A 15,462-nucleotide genomic window follows, 5' to 3' on the forward strand; every position below is an offset into this window, starting at 1 on the left:
AAATTATGAAAGCGCTATTATAAATAGTGCTTTTTTTCTTTCTTTAGTTTACTTTTTGAGATATGATATCATAGCGTTATCATTTTAGAGAAGGATTGAGAATATGGTTAAGGATACTGGCGAAAGAGTTATACCAGAATATATGGATTCGATGAATATGCTACTACTAGAGCATATAGCAAGGTATCAGTTTGCCCTCCCCTATGCAGTAGGTAGAGTCTTGGACCTATCCTGTGGTGCAGGCTATGGGACACATTTTGTTACTAAAAAACGAAAGAAGCAAATTGATGAAGTCATTGGCATTGATATTGACCAAGACATTATCGAATATGCAAAAGGTAAATACTATCATCCACAGTCCAGTTTCATGGTAAAGGATGCAACGGATTTAACACTACCCAATCAGATCGGTCAATTCGATTCTATTTTAAGCTTTGAAACACTTGAGCACATTGAGGATGAAGAAAAACTATTAAAAAATTATCATCAATTGCTTAAGCCTGGGGGAACATTAATTGTTTCGACTCCTTTTGGACAAGGAAGAGGGGTTGAATGTGGATCGCCATTTCATGTACATCAATTAACTCCTGAAGAATTTCGTGCTTTATTCACTTGCTATACCGACGTTTCCTTTTATTATCAGGATGGGGTATTGATTGAACCAGAGCCCCCTAGAAAAGGAATCTATTACCCACTTGGAATTGCCGTGTGTAAAAAGTAATCCTTTCTAAAGGGCTTTTGCTCTATGCTACATCACCACAGATCATCAACACATTTTCATCTGGATCCATAATGTGAATCCAACCAAAATTACCATGTGTCTCGATGTCACGTACAACTGGGATGCCTTCTTGTTTTATCCAATCATAAGCAGCCTTCAAATCACTAGTCATAAAATTAAAAGCTGGATGACGAGAAGGGGTAAATTCAAAGCTTGGATCAAAAGCATGGTCATCTAATGTCATGTACGCCCCACTTTTTAAAGGCATATTGTAGACTGGGGATTGTACCTCCTCCTCTTTAAAGTGCAATTCTAATAGTTTACTATACCACTCTGCAGATTTCTTTAAATCTGTGACATGAACAAAAACAGCATGGACCTCTTGTTTTAAGTGACTCAATTAAATTCCTCCTCTACTTTCAATCAATCATTAATACTCCTTTTTTGATGCGGACGAAAATCATGATTCCAATCGCAATTAAACTAATCCATCCAAAATATATGCTTAAATAAACAGCTAAGGCACCGACTATCCGAACCAAAAAGAATAAATCATTTCCCCGCACCTGATCCGTTAACAGTCGAACCTTAGGAAAGACGGATAGTTCCAAATCAAAGAAAATCCAAAACGCATAAAAACAAGCATTACTAATAATCATCCAAGTTTCTAGATTATGAAAATATAGCATGCCTGTATAAGCCAATGTTAGGACAACTACTAGCGCAACATACCATTTTTGATAAGAGCGAAACCATGCCCCGACTTGCCAAGGAATGGCACTCATGATAGGCTGCTCAAATTGATACATAAACATGCTACCCATAACTTGTGTGATAATCATGATTGATAGTGCTATAGATACACCTAGTTGCCAGGTGCCTTGAGAGCCAAGGATCAATATAAGTAGTAGCATGACTCCGACTGATTGTAATATAATCCCTAGTTGCTCCTTAAAAAAATGACGCCACAATCTTACTGAAATAACAGACAAATCATAAGGAAATGGACGCCTTGCCCTCTTCCCCTGAAATATTTTTGTGAAAAGATGAAACTTCTGCGGTGGCTTGATCGTTATTTTGGTTAATTTCTGGACAATCATCATATTCCAGACCTTCACATCACTGAAGCTTACAACCTTGGTCCAATCTGTATATATTAAACTATGGACTGTAAATAAGGATATGGCTAACAAAATACCAGCAAACCAACTAATCCATAATATTAGACTTCCAGATAGTTCATTGAGTAACACCAAATACCTGATCGCAATTAAAACGATACCGGAGAGAACAATGGTTAGAACATGTTTTAGAGTTTCAATTTGAAATGCTCTCCACTGTATACTAATCCCCGTCACATTCCCAATCCATATTGTGATAAATAATAGAGTAATAAAATCAAAATTTAAAGGTGTCATCACCCATAGAATAAGAAGGAAAAGAAAGGTTTTAACAGTCATCAAAACTAGTCTTTCAAACAAACTATAGGCCCAAATTTTCATCCTAGAAAAAGGGAGCAGGCTTAATTGAAATTCTGTACTGGTTATGTAGATTCCAGGGTCCCGAAATGATAGGATTAGACCTCGTATAAGCAGAGCTATAAAAATCGTGAACACCCAAACTGTTGATTGTTGCCCTTCCAACAAATCAAAGTATGGCTGAAAGTATAGAAGCTGGTCTCTGAGGATAACTAACCAAATGAAACCAAAGCCTAGTAGATAAATAGCTATTGTTAAATCAATTACGGTACGAATGGACATCTTTATTAAATTTAATTTCTTCTTGAAACGATTTTTCCTAAGCCACCTCAAGGTTGGGGCTAATGAAGGTAGCTTACTCATCGTGAACTTCTCTCCTTTGTAGCCCACTAAACGCTTCGATTTCCCCTGACTCCGAAATCACCCCATTGGATAACAGAACATAGTAATCACAAAGGTCTGTTACTTTTTCTAGCTGATGTGTAGTTAATAAAATTGCGGTCCCTTGTTCCTTTCTATTTTTAAGCTCCTCAATAAGAAATTGTGCAGCATAGATATCCAATCCCATAAAAGGTTCATCAATTAACAATAACGGTACCTCTGGAAGTAATGCACAAATAGTTTGAACCTTTTGTCGCATTCCTTTTGATAAGGATTCGGGGAACTCACTTAGTTTATCCTGAATTTCAAATTCCTTTGTATAATATTCCACTCTCTCGTTCAGTAAATCTTCCTCAATTTGATAGCTCGCTCCATACAATTGGAAATGTTGATAGACGGTTAACTCTGACATTAATAAAGGCTCTTCAGGGATATACGAAAATTGGGTTTTATAACGAAGAAAATGCTTATCCTGTTGTATACCTTGAATAGAAATTTCTCCTTCGTCTTTATCCTGCCATCCCATAATCGCCTTCATAGTCGTCGATTTTCCTGCACCATTATGCCCAACCAGAGCCATGATTTTTCCGTTTGGAACGGCAAAGGTGATATCCTGTAGTATGGGCTTATTTCGTATGGATAGTTGTAGGTCTTTGACTTCGAGGCAGTTTGTCACTTATTTCATCTCCTTGGTTGGTGGGTTGATTGGGCTTGATTCGTGGTGGCGGGTCTCGGTGGCGATTTCAGCTAGCTTTTGAGGTGCAGGTGCGGCTGGTGGTTCAGGTGCGGTGCGGGGTTCAGCATATTTCAGCCCAACTCCAGCATAATCTTCTCGTTCTTCAGCTTAATGGTCGTAAACTTTAGCAAAGCAAATCGCATATTCAGCATTTCCGCTGTTCTTCAGCATTTCCAAGGCCAACTTCAGCATACAACTATTATTCTTTAGCCTTTTCAACCACAACTTTAGCATAAGCACACATCACATCATAGCACAGCATCATCTGAACTCCACCCCACCAAACTACCACTCACTAGTCAAAATCAACTGTACCCCGTAATCCCTATGTAACGTTTGAAACTCCTTCTCCGTCTCCTCTTCAAACCCAGGAATCGAACTCATACAATCCGTTAGCACATAGATGTTTTCTAGTAATCTACGGTCATCCTTCACATGCTCAACAATCTGTATGACCGACTCAATCACACAGTGGGACGCTGCTTCACCCGCTATAATCACTTTGTCATATTGCTTAATCTCTTCCACTACATCATATCTAACTAATTCCTTCTCACTATACTCAGGCTGAATAATACCATACATCTCACTTAATGGATCTTCGCCCTTGACTACTGTTTTTAGCTCGTAATCTCTTAACAACGAGTGCAAATATGCCATTTTCGTAAACTGGCTCTCCAATGAAACACCATACGAGCCTTGGATACAGTGATATGGCCAAATACAAAGCTGTTTCTTACTTTGCTCCTCTAATTTTCTAACATAAGCCATACTCTTCTCATGATGAAAACGCGGTGACCATTTTCCTGATTGAATATCTTCATATGTTATGATGGTGAGTGGCTCTGGTTCGTTTCCGGAGGAGTCTTCCCACCAACAAGGGTGAAAAATTTGCTGTGGTTTGTGGGTGTCGATGGACGCCATGATGTGGGTGATCTGTTCAAAGTTGTGGTGGATAAACTGCAGCAATCTTTCTACATCCTGTTTTGCGCCTGGTACCCCTAACGCTCCTGCATCCATAAAATCATTTTGAACATCAATGGCCAGCAGTAAAACTTTCTCTTCGTCATCCTTTGCCTTCTTCACTGATGGTAAATTTGTATTTCTAAGAAATTGATCAAACGTTTGTTTAGTAGGTTCTCCGATGTTTTCAACCTCAACAATTTGTTCAAAAGGATAGGTAAACATGGAAACATCCCCCTGTAAATTTATTCTATTTTCACTATACCATATTTTAAAAAACACAGGTACAGTAGGGTTAATGGCTATCAAACAAACATTTGTTTGATTACATCATAATACCCCCATCTACATGAAGCACATGGCCATTAATATAATCGGATTCATCCGATGCTAAAAACAAATAAGCATTTGCAATATCAGCAGGCTTTCCAAGACGATTCATCGGTACTTGCTGTTTTAAGGAATCAATCACTTTTTCAGGTACACTCTCTACCATGGATGTTTCCGTAAACCCAGGAGCTACAGCATTTACGTTAATCGATTTGCGTCCTAACTCCTTCGCCCAGGTTTTCGTCATCCCAATTAGTCCCGCTTTCGCCGCAGCGTAATTGGTTTGTCCTACGTTTCCATACGCTCCTGAGACAGAAGATGTATTGATAATTTTTCCTTTGCCTTGATGAATAAGATGTGGCAGCACGGCTTGGGTACAATGAAAAACTCCAGTCATATTGACATCGATGACCTGTTGAAATTGTTCAGGATCCATTTTCGAAAGCATGGCATCTCTCGTAATACCTGCGTTGTTTATTAAAATATCGATCTGACCAAAATAATCTACAGCTGTCTTTACCATTGCATCTACGCTGTTTCGGTCTGCAACATTTACCTGAACAAACAGACAGTCCATACCCTCACCTTTTAGTTCCTGTTCTCTTTGTTTACCTGTTTCCTCATCAAAATCAGCTAATACAACCTTTGCCCCTTCTCGCAGAAATGTTTTAGCGGATTCTAAGCCAATTCCATTGGCTGCACCTGTTATGATTGCTACTTGATCTTGTAATCTCCCCATTTCGTTCATCTCCTCTTTTAAAATCTCATAATTCCATTAATGTGGGCGTTTCTCCCAAGGCTCCAGCTGCCCAACAATGGTTTCTTTCCGATTGTGATGAATCGCATCCTTCACTCCGTCCGATATTTCTTGATGAGTTAACCACCTGGAATGGTGACCAAAAAGCTTAAAGCCTAGGAATACCTCATGATAAGAGCATGAAGAGGGTAAATCAGGTTTTTCTCTCTTAATATACGATGTACTAGACTTTACATGATATAGATCAAACGTTTGTTTGAGACCCTTTTCCGCTTGTAATTGCAGCAAAGTAGGCAAAGCCTCTGGTGCAGACGAATGGACCCAAGCAACAACTAACTCATAGGGTCCGTGTTCCTTAATCGATTCCATCAGCCGCTTCCGTAATTCATCCGTATTATGATAGTCTACCAAGATACTCGAAATCCTCTTTGGATCATGTACTTGTTCCATTAATTTGTGATACCTGTCCTTTCGCCTCCCCATAACTGAAACATAGTATCCCTTTTTATTCAGCCATAATGTCACATCTGCTAACATCCCTGTTCCACCAACAACAAGAGCATGTTTCATCTTAAATTCTCCTCTCTACACTATTAATATTAAAGATTTTCAAGGAAAATCCTTTTTGATAGTGCTCTACATTTTGGAATTTACTGATATATTTGCCCAATTTACTGATAAACTATCAATTTTCCTGATTGAATATCATTTTTTACTGATTGGATATTACTACACCTCGCCTAATCCTCTCCTCAAGCACAATCATTGAATTTCTTCCTCAAAAAGGGAAAAATAAAATTAACTTCTTACATAAAAAAGGATGTTCATGATGTCATTAAAATTGAGTGTATTAGACCAGTCCCCTGTATTACCGGGGTTTACACCCCAGGATGCATTAAACCAAACGACAGAGCTGGCCAAGTTCGTCGATAAACTTGGCTATCATCGTTTTTGGGTTTCCGAGCACCATAGTACAAAGACTTTAGCGGGTTCAGCTCCTGAAATTCTCATTACACATCTCGCTGCCAATACGGAGCGAATTCGTGTTGGGACAGGTGGTATTTTACTTCCCCACTACAGCTCCTTTAAGGTTGCTGAAATGTTCCGCGTGCTGGAGTCCCTATATCCAGGACGCATTGACCTAGGAATTGGGCGTGCACCTGGTGGTATGCCTGGAGTGAATTACGCTTTAAATAAAGGGAAATACCCAAACGTTCAGGATTATCCTCAGCAGGTTCAAGAATTAATGAGTTATCTTCAAGGCCGAAAACACCAAACCTATAAAGTAAAAGCAACACCACTTGGGGATACATGGCCACCGATTTGGATGCTAGGTTCAAGCGGAACTAGTGCTACACTTGCAGCTCAGCTTGGTGCCTCCTATACATTTGCCCAATTTATTAATGGTGAGGGTGGAACAGGTGCCATGGATGCTTACTTTAACTGTTTCCAGCCATCAGAATATCGGCAAGAACCTGAGGGTAGTGTAGCGATTTTTGTTATTTGTGCTCCGACGGAAAAAGAGGCCGAGTATTTGGCGAAAAGTTTAGATTTACAGCTATTGCGTGTGGAAAATGGGGATTTCCGAGATGAATACCCGACTCCAGAAGAAGCCGCCAATGTTACTTATACGTATTTTGAAGAGGAGCGTGTCCGTCATAACCGCAACCGTATGATTGTTGGGGATCCAGTCCAAGTAAGAGAACGGCTTGAGCAATTGGCAAAAGCTTATAGAGTAAATGAAATCATTGTTAATACGATTGCTACTTCAACTGAAAAGAGGTTTGAATCCTATCAACTGATTATGGATGCCTTTCAAAAAGCTTAAAGGGGGAGATTATTTGTTGGCCTTTGATCATCTTGTTGTTTATGGGGAATCTATTGAAAATGATATTGAAAAAGCTTCAAAACAGAATGAGGTTGTTGTTGTTAAAGGTGGGCACCATGAGCCATGGGGAACATACAATTACCTTGCTTTCATGAACAATAACAGCTATATCGAATGGTTAGGGATTGAGGACAAAGAAAAGGCTCACGCTTCGGATAATCCTTTAATTCAACATACAGCTTATGCACACCAGCAAAAAATGGAGGAGCCTATTCAGTTTGCCTTAAGAACCAATCAAATGGATAAGCTGATTCATCACTTTAATAAGCAAGAGATCCCCTATCAAGGACCCTTTCCAGGAAGTAGGGTAAAACCAGATGGGTCTACTTTAAAATGGAGAATGCTATTTCCTAAATATCAAATGAATGATGAGATTTTGCCTTTTTTGATTGAATGGGAGGGTGAAGGGAATCAGCCACCGAATGAGGAGTCCGTTAACGAAATGGATTTCTCAACAATACAAGTAGGCGTTTCTGACATCCAGAAAGCCAGCAAGCAGTTTGAACAAACATACAGATTGGGGCAACCAAAGATTATTCATAATCAGAATGAACATTATATAGCAGAGTGGCCACTAGATAATGGTAGACTTCAGCTTGTTAAAGGCGAGGGTTTAAAAGCCAATTTTGGTGACTTAGTTATGTCTAGATAATATTCAAGCTGAATCCTCATTATTGGAGGATTCAGCTCTTTTTTAATCAATTTGATATCGTGATTTAAATTCTGGACTAAGCTCACTCCAAACATCAAATTGATTCCCGTCTGAATCCAAAAACACAAAATTTTCCCCAGGATGTCCCCTATCCTCGATGTCACCTACTTTTACCTCTTTATCTTTAAGCTCTTGGTGTAGCTGATACAAAGCCTCTAAACCATTCACTTCAAAAGTTAAAGAAAACCACTCTTTTCCAGATGCATCCTTATAATTGGCAGTTTGCTCTTTTGCTGCCTTTACGAGAAAAAAGCTTTGATTCGCTAATTGCACAATGGCTTTATTTTCATCTTGATGCTGAAGTTCTGCGTTTTTTCATACCATTCGGTTGCTTGTTCCACACTTTGAACAGGAATGTATGTGGTTCCCACTCTCTCCAATTTCACACTCAAAATTATCCAACCCCATTTCCTTATATTCTATATCTTTTTTTCCTTTCCCTATTGAAAATTTCCTGCCCACATGACAGAATTTTTTGCAAATAACACGAACAGCAGAATCACTTATGCTAAACTAATAATTATCATGACTTAATGGAGGAAGTTATACATGTCAACTACATATTCAGAAGTTTGGGATTTAGAATCGATCTTTCCAGGCGGAAGTGATTCCAAAGCATTCCAAGACCATTTAAAAAACTTAACGGAAATGACAACAGCATTTTCAGAAAAAATGAATCAGTTCCAAACACCTCATTCCAAAGACCAAGCAGAAATAGTAGCCGAACAAATTGAAAACGCGAAAAACGTCATCATGAACCTTCGCCAAGCAGGAGCATTTGTGAGCTGTCTGGAAGCACAAAATATGGCAGACAAACAAGCGAATGTTTTACGCAGTCAGGTGACAACCTTAAGCGCCCAATTTTCAACCGCCTTTAATACATTTCAACAAAAACTAGCGGCCTCGACCGATCAAGTTTGGAAAGGGTTACTTCAACATCCAGCATTATCTGAACTTGAATTTGTTTTAGAGGAATGGCGGAAAAAGGCAACAGATAAGCTTTCCGAACAAGAGGAAGCCCTCATCGAAAGTCTGTCGGTTGATGGCTATCACGGTTGGGGTCAAATGTATGATACCATCGTTGGCTCCATGACCATTCCTTTTACCCTTGATGGGGAAGAAAAGGAATTATCAGTTGGCCAAGCCAATAACCTTGGTTCCCACTCCGACCCCAAGGTGCGTAAAAAAATTTTTGAAAAGCTAGAGAAGGCATGGGGAGAAAAGGAAGAACTATTTGCCAAGACATTGAATCATCTTGCTGGTTTTCGTCTTAACGTTTACGAAAAACGAGGTTGGGACCATGTATTGAAAGAACCGCTTGAATATAATCGTATGCAGCAAGATACCCTTGATGCCATGTGGGGAGCAATCACAAAACACAAGGGAGCTTTTGTTAAATATTTAAATCGGAAAGCAGAGCTCTTAGGTAAAGAAAAATTAGATTGGTATGACTTAAATGCACCGATTTCAAGTGAAAAAGAAACGCTCTCCTATGAACAAGGGGCGAAGTTTATCCTAAAGCACTTTGAAAAATTTGGTCCTGAGATGGCTCAATTTGCAGAAAAGGCATTTGATGGGGCTTGGATTGAAGCGGAGGATCGTCCCGGAAAACGCCCAGGTGGCTTTTGTACCTCTTTCCCATTAAGTGAGGAGTCGCGCATTTTTATGACATATAGTGGTTCGATGTCTAATGTCGCAACGTTAGCTCATGAACTAGGTCATGCTTTTCATAGTCATACGTTAAAACCAATGCACCCCCTAAACCGCAGCTATGCTATGAATGTAGCTGAAACTGCCTCAACCTTTGCCGAAGCGATTGTGGCAGATGCAGCTGTAAAAGAGGCATCATCAGAGGAACAACAAAAATCCTTGCTAGAAGACAAGCTACAACGCAGTGTAGCCATGTTTATGAATATCCATTCCCGTTTTCTTTTTGAAACAAGATTTTATGAGGAACGAAAAAATGGTGTGGTTCCTGCTAGTCGCTTAAATGAGCTTATGGTTGATGCACAGCAGGAAGCATATGGTGGTGCTATAAATGAGGCTCATCCACGTTTCTGGGCGTCTAAGTTGCACTTTTATATTACAGGTGTGCCATTCTACAACTTCCCATACACCTTTGGCTATTTATTCTCATTAAGCATTTATGCGAAGGCCATTGAGGAAGGTACAGATTACGAGGAAAAATATATGGCTTTACTAAGAGACACAGCCATTATGTCAGTTGAAGAATTAGCTATGAAGCACCTAGGTGAAGATATTACCCAAGAGGCATTCTGGGAAAAAGGAATTAACCTTTGTGTACAAGATGCAGAAACGTTCTTGAAGCTTACGAAGTAGATTGGGGAGAAGAATCATGTTCACATTTTATGTTGATGATGACATTCAATTAAAGTTATTGGAGAAAAGAGATGCAGCAACATTATTCAAAGTGGTGGACCATTCTCGCAGCTACTTACGTGAATGGTTGCCTTGGGTCGATAGCTCCACAACACCTGAGGATTATCATCCCATTATCGAGATGTGGCTGAATCAATTCGCAAAAAATGATGGCTTTCAAGTGGCCATTCTATATCGTCAAGAAATCGTTGGCATGATTGGGTACCATGGAATTAACTGGGCCAGTAAACAAACATCGATTGGCTATTGGCTAGCAAAGGGATATCAAGGTAAAGGAATTATCACAAAAGCAACCAAGGCATTAGTCGAACATGCCTTTCAAGAATTAGAACTCAATCGTGTTGAAATCCGCTGTGGCGTTGATAATACGAAAAGTCGTGCAATCCCTGAACGACTAGGCTTTCAGCAAGAAGGAATTGTTCGGGATGGTGAATTTTTGTACGACCATTTTCATGATGTAGTTATATACTCAGCGCTAGCAAGGGATTGGAAATAAAAATAAGCCTAAATCGGCAATAATGCCGATTTAGGCTTTTCCCTTTAAAACCTCTTCTCATAATAATAAAATGGTGCCTCTTTTCCACCGTTATATCTTTCACCGACAAATTGATAGCCACCTCTATCAAAAAGCTTAATTGCTCCTTTATTTTTTGAGTATGTATCCGTGCGAATCGTTTGTATTCCTCTTTCTAACGCTAGCTCTTCCGCCTTCTGATAGAATTTTAGACCTATTCCACGCTTACGAACTTCCGGGTCAACAGCAAGACGTTTAATACATAAGTATGGTTCATCATACGACCAGTTCATCTCATCATATTCATTATGGCCTTCATTGCTAATACATGCAACACCTGTAACCTCCCCATTATCTTCATAGACATAGAGATGGTCTTCCTTAATGTCCCCTTCATAATGCTCTGCCAAAGGATAGTCCTCTCCCCACTGTTCATTGCCATTCTTCTGCATAATTTGAATAGACTTTTTTACTATTTTCATAATATCTGGGATATCTGAAAGCTTTGCTAATCTTATTATTTCCATTCTACACCCTCCTGCTGTCTCCCTTTTCAACGTATAAACTATTATAAGATTATAATTCTATTGTCTCTAGTGCAAATTACATGATTGACATTCAAATGTACATTTGAATATAATGAATCACAAACAACGATTAATTGAGGTGGATACCCTTGAAAGCAAAGGATGTCTGTGATGTATCCTGTATAAATGAAAACGTGGTCAATCGTGTTCAACCTGAAGTAGCAGCACAGCCCATTGATTCTGTCTCAAACTTATTTAAAGCGTTTTCTGATGAAACTAGACTCAGGATTGCCTATGCACTTTCGATTGAAGAAGAATTATGCGTATGTGATGTAGCCAACATTGTAGGTTCATCTAACGCCACAGCCTCACATCATTTACGCCAGCTGCGAAAAAATGGTTTAGCTAAATATAGAAAACAAGGAAAGCTTGCTTATTATTCATTAGACGATCAACATGTGAAACAAATGATTGATTTAGCCTTTACTCACTACAAGGAGGTGAATCATCGTGGCTGATCTATATCAAAAAGAGATTTATCGCATTGAAGGACTGACCTGAGCAAACTGCGCCGGAAAGTTCGAGGCGAACGTTAAGCACCTGGATGGTGTGAAAGATGCAAAAGTAAATTTTGGAGCTGCAAAAATCACCGTTTTTGGCGATACCTCCATTGCTGATTTAGAAAAAGCTGGGGCATTTGAAAACTTAAAGATAAGACCTGAAAACCAGCAAAAACCAGATGAGAGCGAAAAGAAGGAACCTTTTTGGCAAAGGCATTCTTTTGTTTTAATTTCTATCTTTTTAGTGATTGTTGGTTATCTATCAGCAGCCGAAAATGGGGAATCTCACTACTATACGGTCATTTCCTTTTTAATGGCCATGATTTTAGGTGGGTATTCTTTATTTATAACCGGGTTGAAAAATCTTGCTCGGCTAGAATTTAATATGCACACCTTGATGACGATTGCCATTATTGGAGCAGCCCTGATAGGTGAATGGGGGGAAGGTGCCGTTGTTGTTATTTTATTTGCCATAAGTGAAGCATTAGAATCCTACTCAATGGACATGGCGAGAAATTCTATTCGATCATTAATGGATTTAGCCCCTAATACAGCTGTTATTCGTCGTAAGGGAGAGGAAATTGAGCTTGCTGTTGAGGATGTGCAAATTGGCGACACCCTACTTGTGAAACCTAGTCAAAAGATTGCGCTTGATGGCGTCGTAATCAAAGGGAACTCAGCCGTTAATCAAGCGACAATTACGGGAGAATCTGTTCCTGTTGAAAAGCAACATGGAGATGAAGTTTTTGCTGGGACATTAAATGAAGAAGGCTATTTAGAGGTTGAAGTCACGAAAACCTCCGAAGACACCACCTTAGCCAAGATTATTCATCTTGTTGAAGAAGCCCAGGCAGAAAAAGCGCCATCACAGGCCTTTGTTGATCGATTTGCTAAATACTATACACCAATTATTATCATGATTGCCTTTTTAGTCGCGATCGTACCTCCTCTCCTATTTGGGCAATCATGGAGTGAGTGGGTTTATCAAGGATTGGCTGTTCTCGTGGTTGGATGTCCATGTGCACTAGTGGTATCAACACCAGTTTCTATTGTCACAGCAATTGGTACCGCAGCTAGAAAGGGTGTACTCATTAAAGGTGGCATCTACCTAGAAGAAATAGGTGGACTCAATGCCATTGCTTTCGATAAAACGGGAACCCTAACAAACGGTGAACCAAAAGTAACAGATGTAGATTGGATAAGTGAGGAAAAAAAAGATTTCCATTTAAAAATGGTAAGAAATCTGGAATCATACTCTCAGCACCCTTTAGCTAAAGCCTTTATGAATTATAGTGAGCAATTCGGTGTGACCGATCAAGTGGAGATTACCGACTTTTCCTCTGTTACGGGGAAAGGAATTAAAGGAAATTTCAATGGTTCTACCTACTGGGTCGGAAATCTCAAACTAGCGAAGGAAATGCTTTCAACACAAGGGTTTGAGACAATCAAACAAACGTTTGATCAATGGCAAAACGAAGGCAAAACCGTCATGCTTTATGGGGATCAAAAGGATGTTATCGCCATATTTGCAGTAAGGGATGAGCCTCGCCATGAGAGCCGTGAAATTGTGAAACAAATTCATAGCCTTGGTGTTCAAAACACCGTTATGTTAACAGGAGATAATGACAAAACAGCCCGTTCTATTGCTAATGAAGTTGGCGTCAAAACAACAAAAGCAAATCTATTACCTGAAGATAAGCTCAACTTTATTAAGGACTATCACAAACAATATGGAAAAGTAGCAATGGTTGGAGATGGGGTGAATGACGCTCCCGCACTTGCCGCTGCAAATGTTGGAATTGCCATGGGTGGGGCAGGTACAGATACAGCACTTGAAACGGCCGATTTAGCCTTAATGAGTGATGACCTATCGAAACTACCTTTTACGATAAAACTTAGTAAGCGCGCACTTACGATTATCAAACAAAATATTATCTTTTCCATCGGCATAAAGGTTTTGGCGCTTCTACTCGTAATTCCTGGATGGTTAACATTATGGATTGCGATTTTCGCGGATATGGGCGCTACCCTACTCGTCACATTAAATGGGCTTAGACTGTTAAGAACAAAGGAATAGAAAGCACCTCAAGAAAAACACTTGGATTCCCACATCCAAGTGTTTTTCCATTAACTAGGGTCGTTTTCATCTAGAGATAATGATGTGACCCTAGTGTAATCCCCTCTTTCAACCTCTTTTTCTGTCGCTTCCTCTTTCAACTCATCCTCTGTATCCATGCCAGCTGCAATTGTTGGCTCATCTTTTCTCGGCTTTTCTTTTCTCAAGCGAAATCACTCCTTTCTACTTTTACCTTTCCTAATTCACTACATGATTATAAATTATTTTGTTAGCGCAAATGTTATAATATGGAACTAGGAGGATGATTATGAGGTTTATATTCGTTTTTATTTTTGTTTTACTTTTCACTATAACCGGCTGTAGCCATGAAAAATACGTAGAGCCAGACTCACCAACAAATGCCGCTTTCTTAATGAAATACCACATTGACCAGGAGCAATATACTTTATTTCAGACCTTATTTTACGATGGAACTAAAGACAATGTCTCAAAAGATCGTTTTAAGCAATTCGGAGAAATATCCACCTCTGGGGCCAATTATAAGAATTATGAGCTCTTGACTTTCGACAATGGGGAGATGTTGCTCGTTGAATTCGCCCCGAAAAGTGAGGATGAGGATGAACATAAAATCGTAAATGTAAAAGTAGTACCCGAAGAAGTGAAAAGCTTTTTTCAATAGGTTGCTTTCGAGTTTATTTCCTTTTCACTCAGCCCACAAAAAAGAAACGATTGACAATAAATTCATCAATCGTTTCTCATGAAAACTGCCCCACTATTTTTTCTACTCTAGGATAAATAACTTGGATAATAGGGCCAACTAAAAAAGTAACTAAAATCGTCCCAATCCCAATTGGTCCCTTAAATATCAGTGCAAATATAAGGGCAATGACTTCCCCAATGGTTTTAGCCACACTTAACTTCACATGAAATCTTGTATGAATGGCAATCATTAGATTGTCAATAGGAGCCGGGGCAAATTTCGCTTGTAGATAAATAGAAACACCAGTGGATAATACCAATAGCCCTATGGTAAAAATGACAAATTTCATCATCAAGTTATATGGCTCAATATTTAAGAGCCATAGCCAAAGGTCAATTGCCGGTCCCATGATAAATATCGTAATAAAAGCATATACGTCTGGCTTTCGTTTTAATAAAATTGCATTAATGATAATTAACATGGTTCCAGTAATAATTACCCACGTTCCAACTGTAAACAAAAGCTTAGATAAACCAACATGCAGGGCATCCCAGGCACCTACACCCATATCAGATTTGATGGTAAGGGAAATTCCCAATGTTACGATAAGCAAGCCTATGATATAGCAAAGCGACCGAGTTTTATTCATTATTGTGTTAAACTCCTTATCTACGTCTTATCCTTTACCGCAAGCTAACTATACCATAGTTATTTATCT

At 39.2% G+C, this 15,462-nt stretch carries 17 protein-coding genes and 1 pseudogene; 8 read left to right on the top strand and 10 right to left on the bottom strand.

Annotated features, from left to right (window positions below; all coding sequences use genetic code 11):
• Positions 1–103: 103 nt before the first annotated feature.
• The gene (locus GH754_RS12990; protein ID WP_153729122.1) at positions 104–721 is read left to right on the top strand and encodes a class I SAM-dependent methyltransferase; all 618 of its coding nucleotides are present in this window, start codon (positions 104–106) and stop codon (positions 719–721) included.
• Positions 722–743: 22 nt separating this feature from the next.
• Here the strand turns inward: GH754_RS12990 and GH754_RS12995 are convergent, their stop codons facing one another.
• From GH754_RS12995 to GH754_RS13020, 6 genes are all read right to left on the bottom strand, one after another.
• Positions 744–1,121: a VOC family protein gene (locus GH754_RS12995; RefSeq protein ID WP_153729123.1), complete on the bottom strand. Its 378-nt coding sequence runs from the start codon at positions 1,119–1,121 to the stop codon at positions 744–746.
• Between the two features lie 19 nt (positions 1,122–1,140).
• Complete coding sequence (locus tag GH754_RS13000; RefSeq protein WP_153729124.1) at positions 1,141–2,562, bottom strand: hypothetical protein; 1,422 nt, start codon at positions 2,560–2,562, stop codon at positions 1,141–1,143.
• On the bottom strand, positions 2,555–3,256 hold the full coding sequence (locus tag GH754_RS13005; protein WP_323742014.1) for an ABC transporter ATP-binding protein: 702 nt from the start codon (positions 3,254–3,256) through the stop codon (positions 2,555–2,557). Before GH754_RS13005 ends, GH754_RS13000 begins: the two co-directional genes overlap by 8 nt.
• Positions 3,257–3,601: 345 nt before the next feature.
• Complete coding sequence (locus tag GH754_RS13010; protein ID WP_153729125.1) at positions 3,602–4,504, bottom strand: cysteine hydrolase family protein; 903 nt, start codon at positions 4,502–4,504, stop codon at positions 3,602–3,604.
• Positions 4,505–4,604: 100 nt separating this feature from the next.
• Entirely contained in the window at positions 4,605–5,348 is a 744-nt protein-coding gene (fabG, locus tag GH754_RS13015; protein WP_153729126.1) for a 3-oxoacyl-ACP reductase FabG, read from the bottom strand.
• Positions 5,349–5,384: 36 nt separating this feature from the next.
• On the bottom strand, positions 5,385–5,936 hold the full coding sequence (locus tag GH754_RS13020) for a short-chain dehydrogenase (RefSeq protein WP_153729127.1): 552 nt from the start codon (positions 5,934–5,936) through the stop codon (positions 5,385–5,387).
• A 259-nt stretch (positions 5,937–6,195) separates the two neighbouring features.
• Here GH754_RS13020 and GH754_RS13025 point away from each other — a divergent pair, with 259 nt between their 5' ends.
• Positions 6,196–7,194 (top strand): LLM class flavin-dependent oxidoreductase, encoded by a 999-nt coding sequence (locus GH754_RS13025; RefSeq protein WP_153729128.1) that lies wholly within the window; start codon positions 6,196–6,198, stop codon positions 7,192–7,194.
• Between the two features lie 13 nt (positions 7,195–7,207).
• The gene (locus GH754_RS13030) at positions 7,208–7,906 is read left to right on the top strand and encodes a VOC family protein (protein ID WP_194841355.1); all 699 of its coding nucleotides are present in this window, start codon (positions 7,208–7,210) and stop codon (positions 7,904–7,906) included.
• A 42-nt stretch (positions 7,907–7,948) separates the two neighbouring features.
• On the opposite strand, the pseudogene GH754_RS13035 reads toward GH754_RS13030, so the two are convergent.
• Positions 7,949–8,358, bottom strand: a pseudogene (locus tag GH754_RS13035) (VOC family protein).
• A gap of 157 nt (positions 8,359–8,515) precedes the next feature.
• On the opposite strand from GH754_RS13035, the gene GH754_RS13040 reads away from it, so the two are divergent.
• Together GH754_RS13040 and GH754_RS13045 are read left to right on the top strand one after the other, a co-directional pair.
• Complete coding sequence (locus tag GH754_RS13040) at positions 8,516–10,306, top strand: M3 family oligoendopeptidase (protein ID WP_153729130.1); 1,791 nt, start codon at positions 8,516–8,518, stop codon at positions 10,304–10,306.
• Positions 10,307–10,322: 16 nt separating this feature from the next.
• Positions 10,323–10,862 (top strand): GNAT family N-acetyltransferase, encoded by a 540-nt coding sequence (locus GH754_RS13045; RefSeq protein WP_153729131.1) that lies wholly within the window; start codon positions 10,323–10,325, stop codon positions 10,860–10,862.
• A 44-nt stretch (positions 10,863–10,906) separates the two neighbouring features.
• Here GH754_RS13045 and GH754_RS13050 read toward each other — a convergent pair whose 3' ends face one another.
• Positions 10,907–11,407, bottom strand: coding sequence for a GNAT family N-acetyltransferase (locus GH754_RS13050; protein ID WP_153729132.1), 501 nt, complete (start codon positions 11,405–11,407; stop codon positions 10,907–10,909).
• Positions 11,408–11,556: 149 nt separating this feature from the next.
• On the opposite strand from GH754_RS13050, the gene GH754_RS13055 reads away from it, so the two are divergent.
• Together GH754_RS13055 and GH754_RS13060 are read left to right on the top strand one after the other, a co-directional pair.
• Positions 11,557–11,925 carry an ArsR/SmtB family transcription factor gene (locus tag GH754_RS13055; RefSeq protein WP_153729133.1) on the top strand — a complete coding sequence of 123 codons (369 nt, stop codon included), beginning with the start codon at positions 11,557–11,559 and terminating at the stop codon, positions 11,923–11,925.
• Positions 11,912–14,044, top strand: coding sequence for a heavy metal translocating P-type ATPase (locus tag GH754_RS13060; protein ID WP_323742020.1), 2,133 nt, complete (start codon positions 11,912–11,914; stop codon positions 14,042–14,044). The genes GH754_RS13055 and GH754_RS13060 overlap by 14 nt, the downstream gene beginning before the upstream one ends.
• A gap of 50 nt (positions 14,045–14,094) precedes the next feature.
• Here GH754_RS13060 and GH754_RS19465 read toward each other — a convergent pair whose 3' ends face one another.
• A complete protein-coding gene (locus tag GH754_RS19465) occupies positions 14,095–14,250 on the bottom strand; it encodes a hypothetical protein (RefSeq protein WP_194841356.1) in 156 nt (51 codons plus the stop codon).
• A 101-nt stretch (positions 14,251–14,351) separates the two neighbouring features.
• On the opposite strand from GH754_RS19465, the gene GH754_RS13065 reads away from it, so the two are divergent.
• Entirely contained in the window at positions 14,352–14,723 is a 372-nt protein-coding gene (locus tag GH754_RS13065; RefSeq protein WP_153729134.1) for a hypothetical protein, read from the top strand.
• A gap of 76 nt (positions 14,724–14,799) precedes the next feature.
• Here GH754_RS13065 and GH754_RS13070 read toward each other — a convergent pair whose 3' ends face one another.
• Entirely contained in the window at positions 14,800–15,393 is a 594-nt protein-coding gene (locus GH754_RS13070) for a YczE/YyaS/YitT family protein (RefSeq protein ID WP_153729135.1), read from the bottom strand.
• Positions 15,394–15,462 lie beyond the last annotated feature (69 nt).

Source organism: Salinibacillus xinjiangensis, assembly GCF_009649735.1.
In the GTDB taxonomy this organism is placed as follows: Bacteria; Bacillota; Bacilli; order Bacillales; family Alkalibacillaceae; genus Salinibacillus; species Salinibacillus xinjiangensis.